Here is a 19,010-nt window from a genome sequence, read left to right as displayed (position 1 = left end):
AGGACCGCCCCTCGCCGTTTCGCGTCGCGGCGGCGAGCTCCGCGCCGAAGTCGTCAGGGCTCGCGGATGCGGACAGCGGGAGGTGCGGGGACCCTGTAGGGGTGGGGGCGACAAGCTAGGAGGCTAGCCCATGTCCATGATGGACAAGCTCAAGCAGATGATGAAGGGCCATGAGTCCCAGGCCGGGAAGGGCGTCGACAAGGCGGGCGACGCCGTCGACGACCGGACCCGGGGCAAGTACAGCGGCCACGTGGACACGGCCCAGGAAAAGCTGAGGGGCCAGCTCGGCAAGGACCAGGACCCGGGTCAGGACCGGCCGCCCCAGCCCTGACCCGATCAGCGGTTCGGTGAGGGCGGGACATCGCTGTCCCGCCCTCACCGCGTGCTGTCGCCGGCCGGCAGGTGTACGACGACGAGGGTCAGGCCTGCGACGAGGAAGTTCCTGGTGGCGGCGTCCAGGCCGTTCCAGTCGGCGGACTGCCACATCGCGAACCACTCCCCTCCGACAGCGATGAATCCGGCGCCGAAGAGCAGCAGCACCATCAGGAGACCGTGGGTGGCCAGGCGCCTCGCCCGGCCGAACTCACCGCTTCGCAGCCCCATCGCCCACTGGACCGTCGCCACGATCAGCACGAGCGCGGCCACGGTTTCCCACCCGATGATGGCGATGTACGCGATGTCCTGCACCCTCGCCGAGTCGATGGACCGCCACATGAGGTCCTCGTCCTTGAAGGTGGTGTCCATCGCGAGGACGTGCCGTACGAACTCCTGGTTCGTGCCGAAGTCGGTGATGTTGCCGAAGGCGACGAGCGCCATGTAGAGCGCGACCGTGCCGACGAGCGCAGTGGCCGCGGCGGCAAGGGGCCGCGCGGGGCGCGCGCCCGCGTTCCTGACTGTCATATACACCTCGGCATTGGGTTGTTGAGATGGCCGTGCGTCCGAGTGTCCCGGATGCACGGCTGGGGCGATGTCCCCGGTCTGGCCAATTATGACCTGTCCACGTCATACTCCGAGGGCCGGCCGGGGCGGCCGGCGATCGCCGGCCGACCGAGGGGACCGGGCACATGGGCATGGACCGGCGCGGCTTTCTCACGGGAGCGGCGGTGGTCTCCGCGACCGCTCTGCTCGGATCCCCCAGAGCCGCTGCCGCGGCGCCGCGGACCCTGTCCGTACAGGACTGGATGGCGGGCCTCGACGACTCCACGCCCGTTCAGCGGCTGACCCTCCCCGGCACCCACGACTCGGGCGCGCGGGTCGGCGGCCCTTGGGTGGCGTGCCAGAACACGTCCGTCGCCGAGCAGCTGCTCAGCGGCATCCGCTTCCTGGACGTACGGTGCCGGGCCGTCGGTGACTCCTTCGCCATCCACCACGGCGCGTACTACCAGAACCTGATGTTCGGTGATGTGCTCATCGCCTGCCAGGACTTCCTGCGGGCCCGCCCCTCCGAGACGGTCCTGATGCGCGTCAAGCAGGAGTACTCGCAGGCGGCCGACGCCGAGTTCCGCCGGATCTTCGACCTCTACCTGGACGGAAAGGGCTGGCGACCGCTCTTCCGTATCGACGCGGGCCTGCCGACGCTGGGACAGGCGCGCGGCAAGGTCGTCCTGCTGGCCGACAACGGCGGGCTGCCCGGCGTACGGTACGGCGACTCGGCGCTCTTCGACATCCAGGACGACTACATGGCCGAGCCGGGCGCCAAGTACCCGCAGATCGAAGTCCAGTTCCGCGAAGCCGCCCAGCGGCTCGGCAAGCTGTTCCTCAACTACGTCAGTACGTCGGCGCTGCTGCCGCCCCGCTGGAACTCGGACCGGCTCAACCCCCGCGTGCACAGCTTCCTCGACGGGGCGGAGGCGGCCGGCTGGACGGGACTCGGCGTGGTCCCGATGGACTTCCCCAACACCCGCTCAGGACTGGTGGAGTCCCTGATCCGGCACAACGCCGGCCAGGCCGTCGCACGCCCGGGGACGAAGTAGCCTGCGGTCTCCGTCAGCGGTCACCGCTCCGCCCGGCTGCCCGGAACCCTCACCCCATACGGGTGAGACACGCCACCAGGTCCTGGACTACCCGCGCGTGGCCCACTAGACCAGCGACGATGACCATGCCTCTTCCCCCTGGCGGCACGGCGGCCACGTTCACCGACCCGAGCGCCCCGCCGACACGCGTCCCCAGGACCGCCCGGTTCGGAGCGTCACGATGTACCTGACTCGCAATGCGCTCGGACAGGCAGAAAAGTCTGGACAGCGCGGCCGGTCCGGCGTCCCGGCGGGCGGACGGCGGACCCTGACGGTTGGTGCGCTGGCCGGGGCGGCACTGCTGTACAACGGCTGGCTGCTGGAGCTGTCGTTGCCGACCGGCCTGGACTACCGGCATGCGTACGTGAGCGAGCTCTTCGCAGCCGACCAGCCGTTCAGGGTGCTGTTCGGCGGGATAGAGATCGCGTGCGCCGTACTGCTGATGACGGGTGCTCTGCTGGCGCGCGATCTGCTGCCCGGCGCCGCGGCCCGTGCCGGCTGGTGGGCGCTGTTCGGATTCGGCGCCTCCTCCCTGGCCGACGTCCTGCTGCCCATGGGCTGCGCCCCCTCCCTGGAGCCGGCTTGTGAAGCCGTGCACCCCTGGCACACCGTCACGAGCGGGCTGGTCCATTTCTTCCTCTTCGCCTGCATGGTCCTGTTCTGCCTGGCAGCGGCATCCGAACCGTCCCGCGCACCGGTGATCCGCCGCTGGGGCCCACGTCTGCTCGCCGGTGCGCTCTTGTCCGCCGTGATCACCATCGGCCCGCTCGTCGGCCATCCCGGCTGGCACGGTCTTCCCCAGCGGGCCCACGTGTTCCTGGTGGGACTGTGGTTCGCCCTCCTGGCCCGTGAACTCATCGCATCCGGCGCCCCGGAGAGCCGGCCGGCCGGCCGCACCCCTTGAGTTTCCGGCGAAGCGGAGGAAGCGCCGCGTGGCATCCGTACTCTCCGTACTGTTCGCCGTCCTGGCAGCGGTGGGCAACGCCACCGGCACGGTGCTGCAGCGGATCGCCGCCCAGCGCGTACCGCCGGGTGACGCCTTCAGTGTCCGGCTGATCCCCCACTTGGTGCACAGCGCGGCGTGGCTCGGCGGGATCGCCGTCATCCTCGTCGCCGCGGCGTGCCAGGCGCTGGCGCTGACCCTGGGGTCGATGTCGCTCGTTCAGCCCATTCTGGTCAGCGAACTGCCGTTCACGCTCCTGATCGCCTGCATGGTCTCCCGGCGCCGACTTCCCGCGGCCGGCTGGACGGCGGCGGCGATGATCGCCGCGGGCCTCGGCCTGGCACTGGCCGCGGCATCTCCGTACGAACGCCACTCCTATGTCCCACCGGGCGTGTGGGCACTGACCCTGCTGACGACGGGCGGCGTCATGACGCTGTGCGTGCTGGCCGCCCTGCCGCGGCCACGGGGCATGGCACGCGCGGCCCTGTTCAGTTCGTCCTCCGCGATCGGCTACGCCCTGACGGCCACGTTGATGAAGTTCTCCACCACTACGTTCGAACAGCACGGTTTCGGCGCCTTCTTGGCCTGCTGGCAGACCTACGGCTTCGTGGCGGCGGGCGCGTGCTCACTCTTCCTGCTCGCCAACGCCATGGAATCCGGGCCCCTGGTGGCCTCCCAGCCCGCCCTCACGCTGGGAGAGGCACTGGTCAGCGTGGCACTCGGCATGCTGGTGTACGGCGACCAGGTACGCACCGGGTGGTGGCTGGTTCCGGAGGGCATCGGCGCGGTGATGGTCACCTGGGGCGTGCTGCTGCTGCCCAGGGTCAAGACGGAGGACCAGGACACACCCGCGACCTGACTGTTCCGGCGGCCCCACGGGATACGGCCGGACGTCAGCCGAATTCCGCCCAATAGCCCCTCTTCTGCCCTGCCCGGATGGCGCAATTGGCCGGAATGCCCCTTTGATAGACCAAAGCGTGCGTCTAGGTGGCGCACGACAACCGAACGGTGTGTGCCACCGGAAGTACGGCGAACGGAGCCGCGCCATGACAACCGACCCGACAATGCCCTCTACGCCCAACGGCGACCGCTCGAAGCCGCCCGACGGCTCAGCGGCCGCGTACGAGGCCGCTGCCTACGCGGCCGCCGCGAGCGAGTCCACCGGCAGAGCAGCACCCGCGAGCGAAGCCGCCGCGCGTGCGACCCCCGCGAACGCGACGGCCGCCGGCGCCGCCCCGGCCGCCTGGCCGCAGGGTGCCGCCCCCGACTCCAGCGACGAGCCCATACGGACTCTGCTGTGGACGGCGGCCACGTGCCGGCCGCTGGAGGAAGTCGCCGCACTCGTGAGCCTGCTCAAGCGGACAGGCGAAGTCCCCAGCCCCGGCGACGAAGCACTGCGCGCCGCCGCCGTGGCCCGTCCCCTGGACGAGGTCCGGCAGTTGGTCGCCATGCTCGCCGAGCACCCGCACGAGGTCGACGAGGCCGACACGACGCTGCGCGCCGCGGCCGTGGGCAGGCCGATCGAGGACGTGGCACAACTGGTGAGCATCCTCGGGCACGAGGACGGCGACGCCCAGCGGCCGCCCGCCGGTGAGGCGGCCGTCGCACACAAGAAGCGAGTGGCGCCCGAGCGCGGGACGACGCCGGGCGTGGGCGGCCGCAGCACCGACGGCAAGCCGGCCGCCGCCCCCGAGCGGCCGAGTGGGCGCCCTGCGTGGCCCACCCTCGACCCGCGGGGCGTCATCCCGGCGGTCGGCGACACGCTCGCCACCGGGCACGGCGGCGACACCGCCTCGCCGGCCCTTCGTTCCGTACTGCGATGGCCCGCGGCCGTTCTCCTCTTCGCCTGCGGCGTCATCCACCTGCCGACGGACTTCGCGCATCTGCGCTCCGGTGGATACGCGGACGCGCTGTCCATCGCCGTCACTGTGCTCTGTCTCGTGTTCGGTGTGTGGCTGGCCGTACGCGACACCATGCGCGTCTGGGCGGCAAGTGCCGCGACCGCCATCGGTATCGTCGCCCTGCACGCGTTGGCGAGCGTCGGCACGGTGGACCTGCTGGAGAGCAGTCTGGGCGAGTCCCTCGCGTGGGCGGACGCCGCAGCGGTGTCCTGTGCCGCGATCGGCGCGGTCCTCGCCGGTTCGGCCCTGTTGCGCCGCCAGAAGGAACCCGACGCGACGAACAGCGCCTGACCGACCGGCAGGCAGGCCGGATCACCACAGAGGGCGGCCGTATCCCGGCCGCCCTCCACCACGGTCGCGGTGCGGCAGGCTGTTCCCGTACCACTCGTATGCGGCGATCAAGAAGGCCCCGAAACGGGCATATGACGCCGCATATGAATAGTCATCAGCCTGAGCTGCGCGCCGCCGTCGTGCGGCGCCCGGGACGCCGTCATTTCCTCACCTTCACCGCAGCCGCGGCCGCGCTCGCCTTCGCCACCGATCTGCCGGCCGCCGGCGCGGCGAGCGTCCCCGAGCTGGACCCGAGGAAGATCACAGAGAACCCGTTCACGCTGGGCGTCGCTTCCGGGGACCCGCTGCCGGACAGCGTGCTGCTGTGGACCCGGCTCGCTCCCCGCCCGCTCGAACCCGACAGCGGCCTGCCGGAGAAGCGGGTGGTGGTCACCTGGGAACTGGCCCACGACGAGATGTTCCTCCGGATCGTCAGAATCGGGACGGCCACGGCGCACCCCGAGTTCGACCACACCGTGCATGTCGAAGTCACCGGCCTCGATCCGGACCGTCAGTACTACTACCGGTTCCGCGCGGGGGCATGGGCCGGCCCGACCGGCCGTACCCGCACCGCGCCCGCGGCCGGCACGGCGAAGTCGCGGCTGAAGCTGGCCGCCGTGGCCTGCCAGGCGTACCACCACGGCTACTACACCCCGTACAAGCACCTGGCCGGTGAGGATCTGGACCTTGTCGTGCACCTCGGTGACTATCTCTACGAGTACGCCGTCAACAGCGCCGGCGGCTCCCGGAACTACACCGACCGCCGGCTGCCCGCCCACTTCGACCGCGAGGCGATGACGCTCGCGGACTACCGGCTGCGGTACGCCCTGTACAAGTCCGACCCGGATCTCATCGCCGCGCACGCAGCCCACCCGTTCGTCGTCACGTGGGACGACCACGAGACCGAGAACAACTACGCGGGCGATACGTCCGAGAACAACGTCCCGCCCGAGGAGTTCCTGCTCCGGCGGGCCGGCGCCTACCGCGCGTACTGGGAGAACCAGCCCCTGCGCGCCCCCCAGCAGCCCCGTGGCCCCGACATGCGGCTCTACCGGCGCCTGCGGTTCGGGCAGCTCGCCCAGTTCGACATCCTCGACACCCGCCAGTACCGCTCGAAGCCGGCGTACGGGGGCGACTGGCACAAGCCCGGCCCGGAGTCCGAGGCACCGTCAGGCACCATGACCGGCGAGACGCAGGAGCGCTGGCTGCTCGACGGGTGGAAGAGCTCCGGCGCGACCTGGAACGTCGTACCGCAGCAGGTCAACTTCGCGCAGCGGCGCGACGTACCGACCGCCGACTTCAAGCTGTCGATGGACGCCTGGGACGGCTATCCCGCCGCGCGAAAGCGGTTCCTCGACGGAGCAGAGGCGGCGGGTGTCGAGAACCTGCTGGTGCTGGACGGTGACGCCCACGTCGGTTACGGCTTCGACCTGAAGAAGGACTTCGACGACCCGGCCTCGCGCACGGTCGGCACCGAGATCTCCACCACCTCGGTCTCCAGCGGCAGGGACGGCGAGGACAAGCTCCCCAACTGGGACGACCTCATTCGGGCGAACCCGCACCTGAAGTTCTACAACGGCCGGCGCGGATACACGGTCATCACCCTGGGCACGGACCGGGCCCGCGCCGACTTCAAGACCGTCTCAGGGGTCACCGAGCCCGGCGGGACGCTCACCACAGCCGCTTCGTTCGTCACCGAAGCCGGCAAACCGGGCCTTGCGCCGGCCTGAAACGGCTCTGCCGGCAGTTATCACCCACGCCGCGGGGGTACCCCTAATCAGCGACGACCCGCAGGCCGTAAGGGCTGTGGGCACTCAGGAACGAGGTGTGCGCAATGAGTGAGAAGGAATCGCGAAAGCCGGACCGCGAGCCCCGGCCGCGCACAGAGAAGGGCCCCGGCGCCCACTCCGGCGCGGAGCGCCAGGCCCAGGAACGGGTCGTGCCCGGAACCGCGAGCGCCCGCGAGGGCTACTCGGAAAAGGGCGGAACAGCGGCCGGTGAAAGCCTCGCCGGTGTGGAATCGTCCGGCGAGGAGCGCGGAGCGCAGCGCTCCCGCAAGGGCGATGTGACCGACACGCCCGCCCGCCGCAAGCGCCACAGGTGACCCCGGAAAAGGCGGCCGACGTGATCACTGAGGAGCATGTCCGGGATCTTCTGCGCTCGCGCGCGGACGATCCGACGCTGGTCGTCGTCCAGGGCCGGGCCCAAGTGGTCCCGGCGGCCGAGCTGGACAGCGACGACTACCGCGGCGCCATCGAGGTGGTCTCGGCCGAGGATCTCGGCCGGCGCATCGGCGCCCGGTCACCGTCCGACCAGGACATCACCACTCTGGCGCGGACGCTGGACGCCGCGGTCGCGGAACTGGGCGCCTGACCAACGCCCGGACTCCGGCTTTCACTCCCCCCGGCCGCTGTAATCCCGGACCGCCGTCACCCGTGTGGAGTGCCTGGGACGGCCTTCGGGCCGCCCCCGCGTTCCACTGGAGGCGGTAGCGCACGTACCGGGAAACAGCGCATGGGGTGAAATGACCATGGTCCAGATATCGATCGTCGTGCCGTGCTACAACGAGAGCGAGGTGATCGAGGCTTTTCATGACGCCGTGATCACCGCTCTCGAACCGCTCGGGACGACGTTCGAGATCTGCTACGTCGACGACGGCAGCAGCGACGAGACCATAGCGATACTCAAGGACCTCGCCGCAGCGGACAGGCGGGTGCGTTACACCTCCTTCAGCCGGAACTTCGGCAAGGAATCCGCGATGCTCGCCGGCATGCGCATGTCGCGTGGCGCCGCGGTCGTCCTCATGGACGCCGATCTCCAGCACCCTCCCGAGTTCATCCCCCGCATGCTGGAGCTGCACCAGCACGGGTACGACCAGGTCATCGCCCAGCGCGACCGTACGCACGAGGGAGCGTTGCGGACGGCGCTGTGCCGCGCGTACTACCGCCTCGTACGCCGCTGCATGAACGTCGAGATCGTGAACGGGGCGGGCGATTTCCGGCTCTTGTCGCGACGGGCCATCGACGCCCTCCTGTCGCTTCCGGAGAACAACCGCTTCTCCAAGGGCCTCTTCTCCTGGATCGGCTTCGACACGGTCAGCTTCACGTACGAGAACGTCGAGCGCGCCGCCGGGCAGTCCAAGTGGAGCGGCCGCCATCTGCTGAACTACGGCATCGACGGCCTCATCTCCTTCAACAGCCGCCCGCTGCGCCTCGCCATCCACACGGGTCTGTGGCTCTTCCTGTCCGCGCTCGTGTACGCGCTCTGGATCATCGCGAACGTCGTACTGGACGGGGTCGACACGCCCGGTTACGCGACGCTGATCACCGCTGTCGTCGCGCTCAGCGGAATTCAGCTCGCCACTCTGGGCGTCATCGGCGAGTACGTGGGGCGGATCTACGACGAGTCGAAACGCCGGCCGCACTATGTGGTCCGCGAGACGAACGAGTCCGCAGCCGTGCTCGACTCCGGCCTCTCGCTGGAGCCCGCCGGACAGGCGCGGCCGGAGGCATGAAAGCCCGGGCCCTGCGCCAGTTCGCCGTCTTCGCCGCGATCGGCTTCGTCAACACAGCCGTCTACTACGCGGTGTACGCCTCGCTGAACATCTGGCTGCCGTATCTGGTCGCCCATGGTGTGGGCTGGGCGGTGAGCATCGTCGGATCGTTCCTGCTCAACTCGTACGTCACTCTTCGTACGAAGCCGACCTGGCGTGCCTTCGTCCGCTATCCCCTGTCGGCCGTGGCCAACGTCGTGGGCAGCGGGATCCTGCTGTACGTCGCCGTGAGCCGGCTCGGCATGCCCGAGAACCTCTCCGCGCTCGCCGCCGGTGTCCTCGTCACACCGCTGTCGTTCCTGCTCGCCCGGTGGGCCATCACCTCCGGGGCGGCTGCCACCCGAGCCTCCGGGGAGCAGCCGCAGGGGCCCGAGCCGCAGGTCACGGAAGCCGAGTCGAGTAAGTGACCCTCTCCAGGTGGTAGTAGTCGGCGACGCATCCGGCCGGCCAGACGTTGCGCCCCTTGCCGCCGAACGGCTCCAGCGTCCCGGCGACCGAGAGCGGTGTGTACGGGAGGACCTTCGCACCTTTCGCGGCCTGTGCGCGCAGGTACTGGTCCTGACGGTCCCATTTCTGAGCCCGTACGCGCATGTCGTGGCCCAGGTGGTAGAGCGGGGCGGCCAGTCCGAGTACGGCCGCGGCACACACCGCCGCGGCGACCGCCGTCGCCACGCCGGTCCGCCGCTCGCGCTTGCGCACCGCGCGTCCCAGGAAGGCACCGGCGCCGGCGAGGACCACGACGTACAGCAGAAGGTAGTCGTTCCAGGTGCGCTGGGCGGTCACCACACGTGCGCCGAAGACGGGATAGGTGATGACGGTGCAGAGGTAGCCCGAGAGGAGGAAGGTGAGGGCGCCGAAGAATGTCCACAGGAGCGGCCGGCTGGGCAGCAGGACCGGTGAAGCCCCTTCCCGGCTGCGCACCAGCAGCCCCAGCAGCACTCCGGCCGCGACCGCTCCCACGTACTGCCAGGTCGTGAAGACGGTCTCCAGGATGCGTACGTACCCGCGCAGTGACGCGATCAGCGACTCGGGGGCCAGCATGGAGGTGGTTTCGAGGCCGAACCGGTCGCGTCGCCTGCGCCCTCCGGGGGAGGTCATCAGGACGATCGTGCCGATGCCGATTCCGGCCATGCCGACCAGGGCCCAGCAGCGGGCGACGGTAAGGGCCCGCTCGGTGAAGATCCAGCGGCCGAGCAGGACGACAGCCGAGAGGACCACCAGGCAGACGACCGACGCTTCCTCGGACAGCGTGCCCATGAAGACACCGGAGACGAGCACGACGGCCAGGGCGGCGATCATGCCCCGGCGGCCGCGTGCCACCAGGAGCGGGAGGGCCGCCGCGCAGGCCAGCACGGGAGCCAGGGTGTGCGAGACGGAGGCGGCGGGCCAGTAGAACGTCTTGTACGTATTGGGGGTGGCGAAGAGGAAAACCGCTGTGATCATGGACGCCACGAGCAGCGGGACCCCACGGGGGGCTGTGCGGCCGGCCCTGCGCAGCAGCAGGACGGTCAGGGCCCACAGCACCACCAGCATGATCACGCCACTGACCAGAGCGAACCACTGATGGCCGGCGACCGGGAACTGGGCGTACATCCCGACGAGCAGGCCATTGCCGATCCGGCCGTTGTCGGTGGCGTAGAACTTCTCGACCATGCCCCAGACACCGAGGTCACGGACCTTGGGCAGGAAGCACCACTCGTCCGCGCTGGGGCGGACGTGACGGCCCAGCCACGCCCCCGCCGTGAGCAGCCCGAGCGGCAGCAGGCACAGGCCCGTCGTCCAGACGGCCGTCCACGACCGGAAGAGGCCCAGGCCCTTTCCGCTTCCCCGGCCGGGTCCGCCTCCGCCCGGTACCGGTTCGCGCGGGATGGCGACACCCGGTGCAGCCGTCACAAGGTCTCCTCTTCACCGCCGGATTGCGCAGCGGAACCTGTCCACCGCTCGGAATCGTGACCGGCGACGGTGCGTCCGGAGGGAAGCCCACGCCGCCGCGCGCCCGTTTGCCGCCCAATGGAGCAACCCACGGCGCACGACCCATGGGGTCGGCCTGACGGTGGCGGGTCCCGGTGCTCCTGGCCCGGCTCACGGAATTCGGCCTTCCCCTGACAATCCGGCGTACGCGTGTGCGGCGGGGGGCCGGTCGGCGAAGATGTGGCTGTCACCTGTTACTCACCCGTCAGAACGAGCGAGGAGCGTCCGCGCAGATGCCCACTTCCGGTTCCGGTGCACGGCCGCCGACGATCGCCGATGTCGCGAAGGCCGCTTCGGTGTCGCGGACGACCGTCTCGCACGCCCTGAACGGGCTCGGCAAGGTCGACCCCCGGACCCGTGAACGCATCAAGAAGGTCGCCGCCGAGCTCGGTTACCGGCCGAACCTGCGGGCCCAGCGGCTGCGGCGGGGGCAGGCGAAGGCCATCGCGCTCGCCTCGTCGATGCCCTTCGCGGTGGCCGGCGGGCCGTCCCGGCTCGGCTTCTACATGGAGGTCGCCGCGGCGGCCGCCGAGCGGGCGCTCGTGCACGGCTACGCGCTCGTTCTCGTACCGCCCGTCCAGTCGGCCTCGGCGCTGTACTCCCTCGACATCGATGGAGCCATCGTCGTGGAACCCGACGAGAGCGACATCGCGGTGGCGCAGTTGCGGGAGCGCCACCTGCCGTACGTGGCGCTCGGGCGGCCCGTGTCGCCCGCGGACGACGCCCCGTACGTCGATCTGCACGGCGGCCTCGTCGTCGAGTTGCTCCTGGCGCACCTCCAGGAGCAGGGGGCGCGCAGTCCCGCTCTGATCATCGGGGCCGGTGCCCGCCATTCCGCGGTGGACGCCCGCGCCGCGTTCGAGCGCGCCGCCGCCGAGCACGGCTGGGCACCGCTGGTCGCGACGGCCCCCGAGGAGGGCGGCGAGCAGGCCGGTTACGACCGCTGCGCCGCCCTGCTGGCCGAACACCCGCAGACGGACGCGGTCTGCGCGCTCGTGGACGCTTTCGCGGTGGGCGCCGTACGGGCGATCCGCGACAGCGGCCGCAGCATCCCGGACGACGTCATGGTCGTCACCCGGTACGACGGCCTGCGGGCCCGGACCTGCGAGCCGCCGCTGACCGCCGTCGACCTGCATCTGGACCGGGCCGCCGCCGACGCGGTGGAGCTGCTGCTCGGCCGGCTGAGCGGCGCGCCGGACCTTGCGCACGCGGGGCTCGCCATGGACACGGCGGTCGCGACGGTCCCCGAGCCGCGCGTGATCCCCCGCGCCTCCTCGCTGCGCGTCACGGCGCCAGCATGAGCACCGCCCCGGAGACGAGGGCGAAGGCCAGCACGAACAGCCGCATCCTGCGGGCGTCGAGGCGGTGGTGCACCAGGCGGCTCAGCCAGGCCCCCGCCGCCAGCGCGGGCAACAGCAGCACCACCCACCCCAGTTGGGCCGGGCTGCCCTGCCCGGTGGCGAACAGCAGCGCCAGCGAGGCGACTTCACCCACGAGGAAACACACCGCCACCGTGGAGCGCAGCTCCGCCGGCGGGCGGTGCTGGTAGACCAGCGCGAGGGGAGGCCCGCCGACCCCGGTCGCGGTCTCCGTGAGTCCGGTGACGGCCCCCGCGGCGACGTACGCGCCGCGCCCGGGCGTGAACGCCGGAGCGGCGAGGCTCACCACCGCCGCCAGCACGGTCGCCGCCCCGACGAACAGGCCGAGACTGCGGTCCGGGATGACCCACAGCAGCATGAGCCCGCCGGGCGTGGCGGCCAGCCGCGCAGCGGTGATCCAGCCCGCTCCCCGCAGATCCAGGGAGTCCCGTTCGCGCCAGGCGACGTACAGGTTGAGCGGGATCATCGACGCGAGTACGAAAACCGGGACCAGACTAGGATCGAGGAGTCCGGCCACCGGTGCGACGATCAGCGCGAAGCCCAGTCCGCTGCTTCCCTGGACGAACGCCGCGACGGCCACCGTCACCGCGAGGATCGCCATCGTCTCCGTACTCACTGCGCCGTGCTCCACTCCGCCGGCGCGTGCCGTGCCTCTGTGGACGTGGGGTGGACGCGGGTCACGGGCGCGCGCAGCAACACGTCCCGGCTCAGTTCGGCGGCCCGCCGCACCAGCGCCGGGCCGTCCCAGTCGAGCGGCCAGCCGCGCCACAGACGCAGCCTGCCGCCAACGAAGACGGCGGTGATCTGGTCGCGGTTGCCGCGCCGTACGAGCTCCCACGGCAGGTCCCACGACAGCCGCATCTCCGGGCCGCTCACGTCGACGAGCAGGAAGTCGGCGACGGCTCCCTCGGCTATCCGGCCGGTACGGGCGCCGAGCCCGACGGCGTCGGCGCCTCCCCCGGCGGCGTGTTCCAGCCAGGTCCAGCCGGCGCCGCAGGAGGAGTCCCCGGTCGCCAGGCCGTACGCGAGGCGCTGCGCGAACTCGGCGGCCTCGGCCAGGCGGAACGCGTCACCACGGGTGCCGTCGGTACCCAGCCCGAAGCGGATCCCGCGTTCGGCCATGGTGGTCGCCGGGGCCACCGCGTTGCCCTTCCAGGCGCTGGCGACGGGGTTGTAACTCACCGCGGCTCCCGAGTCGGCGAGCAGGGTCACTTCACGCGGGGTGAGCAAGGTGGCGTGGGCGGCCAGCAACTGCGGGCCGAGGGCGCCCACTTCGTGGAGGTACTCCAGTGGGCGCAGCCCGTGCTGGACGAGGGAGCGTTCCACGGCGGCGAGATGCTCGTTGACGTGGATCTGGACGACGGCTCCCGCCGCCGCGGCCAGCCGGGCGGTGTCGCGCAGGGTGCGTGCGGTAGCGGCTTCCGGGACGGAGACGGCGAGGGACGGATGGATCAGCTCCTCGGTGCAGTAGCGGACGAGGTGCTTCTCGGCACTGACCAGGGTGGTCGAGGTGTCGGCGTCACTGTCGGCGTCGTTGCACACGAGGCCGAGTACGCACCGGATCCCCACGTCCCGGGCGGCCGCGGCCACCAGTTCCACGTCCACCGGGGCCCGGGTGCCCGCTTCGGCGACGGTGGTGAATCCGCCGCGCAGCGATTCGAGGGCGGCGAGCTTCGCCGCGACGTACACGGCCTCCTCGTCGAGCGCGCCTTCGAGGGGCACCCACAGCCGGCGGAAGATTTCCGACGGTTCACCGAAGGCCAGGGCCGCACCGAAGGTCTGGGTGAGGTGGTGGTGGGCGTCGACGAATCCGGGCATCAGGATGTGTCCGCGCAGCCGTACGGGCGTCAGGTGCGGGTAGGTCCGCCCCAGTCGTTCGGCCGGTCCGACCGCGAGGAAGGTGCCGCCGGTGACGACGACCGCGTAGTGGTCCATCGGTCCGTCGGGTGTCAGCACCACGTCGGGCGCCAGGAGCAGCGCGTCGCCGTCGGCGCGCAGCTGGTCGGGGGTCAGGTCGGGCTGGTCGGTCATCGGGCTCTTTCCGGTACGGGTGGGGTCAGTGATGCTGGGCGGGGGCGGGTTCGCCGGCTCCGGGCTCGGCCTCGCCCTGGGCCTGGGGCTGGGGCTGGGCCGGGACGGCGGCGGCGGGCGGCGGCTTGCGCGTGAGCCGCGGCCTGACGTGGTGGAAGAGGATGTTGAGTACGGCGGCGACGAACGCCCCGACGGCGACGCCACTTTCGAGCAGGATCCGGACGCCGGGCGGGAAGCCGCCGTACACGCCGGGGATGAGGATGGGCAGCAGGCCCAGGGCGATGGCGACGGCGCAGATGAAGGTGTTGGTGTGCCGGTCGAGGTCGGCGCGCCCCAGCATCTGCACGCCGAGCACCGTGATCACGGCGAAGACGACCATGGCGGTGCCGCCGACGACGGCTGACGGGACGATGCTGATCGCGCGGGTGATGGGCGCGAGGAAGCCGATGGCGATGAGTACGACGCCGGCTGCCGCTGTGACGTACCGGCTGCGTACGCCCGTGACGCGGACGATGCCGATGTTCTCGCCGCTGGTCACCATCAGCGGCAGGCCGAAGAAGCCACCGAAGAGGGACGTGAGGGCGTCGCCGCGGATGGTCTTGGGGACGTCCGCGCGCTTGTCGATCTCCTTGCCGACGGCTTCCGCGTTGATGACGGTCTGTCCGGTGGCCTCCGCCATGGAGGCGAGGCTGTAGAGCATCAGCGGCAGGGCGGCGAGCAGGTTGAACTGGGGCGAGCCGAAGGGCAGGAGCTGCGGCATGCTCAGGAGTCCGCCCCCCGCCGCCGGGCCGGCGTCCACCGCGCCGAGTGCGAAGGCCAGGACCGTACCCGCGATCAGGCCGAGCATGACGGCGAGTTGCCGCAGCATTCCGGTGAACAGCCAGTAGAAGGCGACGGTGAAGCCGATCGTCGCCAGGCCGAGCAGGAGGTTGGTGGTGTCGGCGAAGCCGGGCTGTCCGGGGCGGCCGGTGACCAGCAGCGCGCCGACCTTCACCAGGTTGACACCGACGATGACGATCATCGTGCCGATGACGAGGGCGGGGAAGAACGCGAGCAGCCTTGAGAAGACGGGCAGCACGACGAAGTAGAAGGCGGCGGTGATGATCACCGCGCCGGTCGCGGTGGGGAGCCCGTGCTGTTCGGCGATGGCCAGGAAGAGGATGAGCGGGGCGCCGCCAGGCAGCATGACGAACGGCAGCTTGGGGCCGAACTTCCATGGCCCGAGCGACTGGATCAGGCTTCCGATCCCGGAGAGCAGGAAGGCCGCCGAGAGCAGGTTGACGGTCAGGCCGGGGTCGAGGCGCAGGGTCGCGCTCATCAGGAAGATCGCCGAGATGGGGGTCGCGGCCATGACGAGGACGTGCTGGATGCCGAAGAGCAGGATCCTGCCGATCGGCCGGGATTCGTCCACGGGGTGGATCGGTTCGGGACGGGTCGACTCGGGGTGGGTCGACTCGGGGTGAAGGGACGCGGGGCGGGGACTGGGCACGTTCGAGCTCCGTTCGGCTCGCTCCGGTTTCGACCGTGATCCGGCCCTGGACGGGGGCCAAATCGATTCGGCCAAATCGATTTGGCCGTCAGTATGTGAGGGCCTGGAGGGCGCGTCAAGGCATCGCGCACGCCCACTTCGGAGCGCGGTCGGCCCCGGAGACCTGCAACCGAGCCGGCCGCCTCCGGCGAATGGGTGGTTGTACGGCCGCACGGCTTCACGTCCGGCAGGCCGGGCATGCGTTCGTCGAACGGTTTCGAGCCGAGGAATGGTGTGGTGATGACCGAATACGAGCGTTCACGCACAATGCCCGCACTGCCGGAGCACGTCTTCGACCAGGCGGCCAATGTCGACCAGTTGGACCAGTGGCTGCCGGAAGCGCTGCATGTACGCCCCGAGGAACTGCCCGCCGTCACCGTCCACGAGGACCGCACCGACGAGGACACCTCGGCACTCCTGCGCGCACAGAAGGACCAGATGCGGCTGGAGTGGGGCACCAGGGACTCGGGAAGCTACACCGGGTGGCTCCAGGTGGCCGGGATGGGCAGCGGGGCCACGGAAGTGACGGTGCATCTCTCCTTCTTCGACGAGGACCACGACCCGGGCGAAGAGGCAGTGAACGCCGCCCTCGACCACAGTCTCCAGCGCCTGGAGGAACAGGTACGGCTGCGCGTCGACGGCGGCGGTGCCGGCTGAGCCCTTCCGCGACACACCTGAATATCTGTCCTGGCGGCGATAGACATACGGGCCCCGTGTGAGTAGGGTTCCTGACGTAGCCGAAGAAGTCAGCGATACGCGGCAGAGACGAACTGGCGCGAGCAGTACACGGCACGGCGACGGAGTGGTGAGGCCAGGAAACTGCAGGAAGGTCTCACGGCTGGTTGCCGGGCCGGGCGGCCCCCAGGGGCGCCGAGCAGAACCGCAGGAACAAGCAGTACCCGTACCAAGAAGAAACGAGAGAGGAGCAGACGCCATCAGGATCGCCCGAGCGAGGGTCCAGTTCGCTCGGGTACCGCAGGCCCCGGATTGGAAGGTGGTCCCCGGTCACGCATTCACGATCCCCGCATTTCCGGCCTCCCAGGCGGATAAGCGGAAACAGAAAGCCGGCGCAGCCCAGAGCCGGTAGATGGTGTTGAAACCCCTCGGGGCCCCGGTGCCGTACGGCATCGGGGCCCCTCGACGCGTCCCAGAAGAGGTGCAAATGACGCCAGAAACCCACCCGCACACCACCACCGACCGGCTCGACGACGACGACTACCCGGCCTACACCATGGGCCGCGCCGCCGAGATGATCGGCGCCACGCCCGGATTCCTGCGGGCCATCGGCGAAGCCCGGCTCATCACGCCCCTGCGGTCCGACGGCGGCCACCGCCGCTACTCCCGTTACCAGTTGCGCATCGCGGCCCGCGCACGCGAGCTCGTGGACGCCGGAACGCCGATCGAAGCCGCCTGCCGCATCGTCATCCTGGAAGACCAGCTCGAAGAAGCTCTGCGTCTCAACGAGGAACTGCGCAAGCCCACTGGGTGAGACCGTCCCGGTAGACCGATTGCCGCCTCAACCACTGGGAGGGGCCTGTCGGATCGCAGGAAAGGTGCCGAGCGCCGAAAATGGCGTATGAACGGCCGCGCGCTTCGACGGCTACCAGGTAAAAAACTCCCAGCAGTGAGGACCAGACCGATGAGCGAGCAGTCCCCTTCCCAGGCAGAGGGCGAGCGCGAAGGCGAGACGCACGAGGACCTGCGGCAGACGACCCCTTCCCAGGCGGAGGGGGAACGGGACGACAACGACGAGAAGAAGTCGGAGGAACTCGGTCCGCAGTAGCCGCCTCGGGCCCGCCTCGCGACGACGGAGTCCGGCGAGTCCGGACCCCGTGAGCACATGTCAGGGGGTGTGCGACCTGATGAGGTCTTCCATCGACGTGTCGTGCGGGAGCTGGCCTCCCGGTGTCAGTTTGTCCACCGCCTGCGGCAAAACCTGAGCGAGCTGGTCGGCAGCCTCGTCCGGTGACAGCCCCGCTCGCTGGGCCACTTCCTGGAGTGTGTCGGGCGGCAGCGCCTCCGCGAGTTGCGCTCCGTCGATCGGCTCGTTGGCGCCGGCTCCGACCCATGAGTGAGCCTGATGACCGAGGCCTCCCTCACCGAGCGCCGCCAGCAGCCCGTCCAGCGGGTTGCCGCTCCCAGCCGTACTGCCGCCCAGGGAGTCCAGCAGCGAGCCGAGGAGGTTCGCCTTTCCGTCGCCTTCTCCCAGCATTCCTCCGAGCAGACGCCCCAGATCCTCTCCCGCCACGGTCAACCCCTTCCTGGTCGATAAGCCGGTAAGTCAGTGACCACCCGTGTACCCACACGGCCTGGCGCTACCCGGAAAGTCACCCGTATACCGGCGTGCGATACGCCGATCGCTGACCGCCGTATCACCGCATCCCGCCTGCCGGGACGGATGATGGAGGCTGCTGAGAAGATGCCGGACTGGAGAGCCGTGGACCTGGAGAGCCGTGGACCTGGAGAGCATCACCGACGAGCTGTACGGGCTGGCTCCGGCCGACTTCACCGCGGCCAGGAATGAGCGCGCAGCGGCGGCCCGTACAGCGGGCGACCGCGAGTTGGCCGGGCGGATTCAGGCGCTGCGGCGCCCGACTCTGTCGGCCTGGGCGAGCAATCTGCTCGTACGTCGGCAGCCCGAGCAGGTCCAGCCGCTGATCAGCCTCGGGGAAGGCATGCGCCGGGCCCACCGTGATCTCGACGGCGAGCAGCTGCGCGAACTCGGCCGGCGGCAGCACGACCTGGTCGGCGCGCTGGCCCGGCAGGCCAAGCAACTGGCTGCCGATGCCGGACACCCGGTCAGCGAGGACGTACAGCGTGAGGTCGAGAGCACGCTGCACGCCGTCCTGGCCGACCCCGACGCCGCGCGGGAGTGGGCTTCGGGCCGCCTCACCAAACCGCTCAGCCCGCCGGTCGGGTTCACCGCTGCCACCACGCCGACCGCCGTGCCGCCCAACTCGTCCCGCCCCGCCCGCTCCAACGGTCCCCGCCTCGCCACCTCTGCTGCCGAGGCCAAAAAGAAGGAGCGGGAGGAGGAGAAGGAGAGGGCGCGCAAGGAACAGCGTGCTGCTCGGATCGCGCGGGCCGAGAAGGACGCCACGACAGCCGAGCAGCAGGCACGGGACGCCGAGGAGGAACTCGCGCGGGCTGAGACCCGGTTGCGGGAGGCGGAGAACGAGGTCACGGCGCTGGCCGAGCAGTTGAAGGAGGCCAAGGAGCGGCAGAAAGCTGACCGGGGAGCGGTCGCGACGGCGCGGGACCGTGCCCGGGAAGCCGGCGCCGCGGCCCGCGAAGCCCGCAGGCGTGCCGAGGACGCGGCCGCGCACGCCGACGGCCGGTGACCGACGGCCGGTAACAGACGG

21 protein-coding genes are annotated in these 19,010 nt (G+C 70.5%); 15 read left to right on the top strand and 6 right to left on the bottom strand.

Annotation, left to right across the window (positions count from 1 at the left end):
- Positions 1-130 precede the first annotated feature (130 nt).
- Positions 131-331, top strand: a complete 201-nt coding sequence (locus G412_RS0114335; protein ID WP_028812701.1) for an antitoxin — start codon at positions 131-133, stop codon at positions 329-331.
- Positions 332-375: 44 nt separating this feature from the next.
- Here the strand turns inward: G412_RS0114335 and G412_RS0114330 are convergent, their stop codons facing one another.
- Entirely contained in the window at positions 376-900 is a 525-nt protein-coding gene (locus G412_RS0114330) for a DUF2165 domain-containing protein (protein WP_028812700.1), read from the bottom strand.
- A gap of 170 nt (positions 901-1,070) precedes the next feature.
- Between G412_RS0114330 and G412_RS0114325 the strand changes: the two genes are divergently transcribed.
- The 9 genes from G412_RS0114325 (at position 1,071) to G412_RS0114285 (ending at position 9,146) form a co-directional block, all read left to right on the top strand.
- Positions 1,071-1,973 carry a phosphatidylinositol-specific phospholipase C gene (locus G412_RS0114325; protein WP_028812699.1) on the top strand — a complete coding sequence of 301 codons (903 nt, stop codon included), beginning with the start codon at positions 1,071-1,073 and terminating at the stop codon, positions 1,971-1,973.
- Between the two features lie 220 nt (positions 1,974-2,193).
- Positions 2,194-2,916 carry a DUF998 domain-containing protein gene (locus G412_RS0114320; protein WP_078606962.1) on the top strand — a complete coding sequence of 241 codons (723 nt, stop codon included), beginning with the start codon at positions 2,194-2,196 and terminating at the stop codon, positions 2,914-2,916.
- Positions 2,917-2,944: 28 nt separating this feature from the next.
- Complete coding sequence (locus tag G412_RS0114315; protein WP_028812697.1) at positions 2,945-3,814, top strand: DMT family transporter; 870 nt, start codon at positions 2,945-2,947, stop codon at positions 3,812-3,814.
- Positions 3,815-4,001: 187 nt separating this feature from the next.
- Positions 4,002-5,147 carry a hypothetical protein gene (locus G412_RS0114310; RefSeq protein ID WP_244282961.1) on the top strand — a complete coding sequence of 382 codons (1,146 nt, stop codon included), beginning with the start codon at positions 4,002-4,004 and terminating at the stop codon, positions 5,145-5,147.
- Between the two features lie 143 nt (positions 5,148-5,290).
- Positions 5,291-6,916 (top strand): alkaline phosphatase D family protein, encoded by a 1,626-nt coding sequence (locus G412_RS0114305; RefSeq protein ID WP_425274476.1) that lies wholly within the window; start codon positions 5,291-5,293, stop codon positions 6,914-6,916.
- Positions 6,917-7,020: 104 nt separating this feature from the next.
- On the top strand, positions 7,021-7,290 hold the full coding sequence (locus G412_RS34400) for a hypothetical protein (RefSeq protein ID WP_051338340.1): 270 nt from the start codon (positions 7,021-7,023) through the stop codon (positions 7,288-7,290).
- 20 nt (positions 7,291-7,310) lie between these two features.
- Positions 7,311-7,559, top strand: a complete 249-nt coding sequence (locus G412_RS0114295) for a hypothetical protein (RefSeq protein ID WP_028812694.1) — start codon at positions 7,311-7,313, stop codon at positions 7,557-7,559.
- A gap of 157 nt (positions 7,560-7,716) precedes the next feature.
- Positions 7,717-8,700, top strand: a complete 984-nt coding sequence (locus G412_RS34395; RefSeq protein WP_051338362.1) for a glycosyltransferase family 2 protein — start codon at positions 7,717-7,719, stop codon at positions 8,698-8,700.
- Positions 8,697-9,146, top strand: coding sequence for a GtrA family protein (locus G412_RS0114285; RefSeq protein WP_028812693.1), 450 nt, complete (start codon positions 8,697-8,699; stop codon positions 9,144-9,146). The genes G412_RS34395 and G412_RS0114285 overlap by 4 nt, the downstream gene beginning before the upstream one ends.
- Here G412_RS0114285 and G412_RS0114280 read toward each other — a convergent pair.
- Positions 9,121-10,632, bottom strand: coding sequence for a DUF6056 family protein (locus G412_RS0114280; protein WP_028812692.1), 1,512 nt, complete (start codon positions 10,630-10,632; stop codon positions 9,121-9,123). The two genes, G412_RS0114285 and G412_RS0114280, sit on opposite strands and share 26 nt — an antisense overlap.
- A 311-nt stretch (positions 10,633-10,943) precedes the next feature.
- Here G412_RS0114280 and G412_RS0114275 point away from each other — a divergent pair, with 311 nt between their 5' ends.
- Positions 10,944-12,011: a LacI family DNA-binding transcriptional regulator gene (locus tag G412_RS0114275; protein WP_028812691.1), complete on the top strand. Its 1,068-nt coding sequence runs from the start codon at positions 10,944-10,946 to the stop codon at positions 12,009-12,011.
- On the opposite strand, the gene G412_RS0114270 is transcribed toward G412_RS0114275, so the two are convergent.
- The 3 genes from G412_RS0114270 to G412_RS34390 are packed head-to-tail and all read right to left on the bottom strand — an operon-like array spanning position 11,995 to position 15,609.
- Entirely contained in the window at positions 11,995-12,705 is a 711-nt protein-coding gene (locus tag G412_RS0114270) for a sulfite exporter TauE/SafE family protein (RefSeq protein WP_028812690.1), read from the bottom strand. The genes G412_RS0114275 and G412_RS0114270 overlap by 17 nt on opposite strands.
- On the bottom strand, positions 12,702-14,120 hold the full coding sequence (locus tag G412_RS0114265) for an amidohydrolase family protein (protein ID WP_051338339.1): 1,419 nt from the start codon (positions 14,118-14,120) through the stop codon (positions 12,702-12,704). The genes G412_RS0114270 and G412_RS0114265 overlap by 4 nt, the downstream gene beginning before the upstream one ends.
- Positions 14,121-14,145: 25 nt before the next feature.
- The gene (locus tag G412_RS34390) at positions 14,146-15,609 is read right to left on the bottom strand and encodes a uracil-xanthine permease family protein (RefSeq protein ID WP_244282960.1); all 1,464 of its coding nucleotides are present in this window, start codon (positions 15,607-15,609) and stop codon (positions 14,146-14,148) included.
- 279 nt (positions 15,610-15,888) lie between these two features.
- On the opposite strand from G412_RS34390, the gene G412_RS0114255 reads away from it, so the two are divergent.
- The 3 genes from G412_RS0114255 (at position 15,889) to G412_RS40150 (ending at position 17,431) form a co-directional block, all read left to right on the top strand.
- A complete protein-coding gene (locus tag G412_RS0114255; RefSeq protein ID WP_028812688.1) occupies positions 15,889-16,305 on the top strand; it encodes an SRPBCC family protein in 417 nt (138 codons plus the stop codon).
- A 505-nt stretch (positions 16,306-16,810) separates the two neighbouring features.
- On the top strand, positions 16,811-17,137 hold the full coding sequence (locus G412_RS0114250; RefSeq protein WP_028812687.1) for a MerR family transcriptional regulator: 327 nt from the start codon (positions 16,811-16,813) through the stop codon (positions 17,135-17,137).
- 150 nt (positions 17,138-17,287) lie between these two features.
- Positions 17,288-17,431, top strand: coding sequence for a hypothetical protein (locus G412_RS40150; protein WP_167546460.1), 144 nt, complete (start codon positions 17,288-17,290; stop codon positions 17,429-17,431).
- A 60-nt stretch (positions 17,432-17,491) separates the two neighbouring features.
- Here the strand turns inward: G412_RS40150 and G412_RS0114240 are convergent, their stop codons facing one another.
- Positions 17,492-17,896, bottom strand: coding sequence for a YidB family protein (locus G412_RS0114240; RefSeq protein ID WP_028812686.1), 405 nt, complete (start codon positions 17,894-17,896; stop codon positions 17,492-17,494).
- Positions 17,897-18,101: 205 nt separating this feature from the next.
- Here G412_RS0114240 and G412_RS0114235 point away from each other — a divergent pair, with 205 nt between their 5' ends.
- Complete coding sequence (locus G412_RS0114235) at positions 18,102-18,989, top strand: hypothetical protein (protein ID WP_028812685.1); 888 nt, start codon at positions 18,102-18,104, stop codon at positions 18,987-18,989.
- Positions 18,990-19,010 lie beyond the last annotated feature (21 nt).

It is taken from the genome of Streptomyces flavidovirens DSM 40150 (genome assembly GCF_000429085.1).
Classification (GTDB): domain Bacteria; phylum Actinomycetota; class Actinomycetes; order Streptomycetales; family Streptomycetaceae; genus Streptomyces; species Streptomyces flavidovirens.
This window is presented reverse-complemented; position numbering and strand designations above follow the sequence as displayed.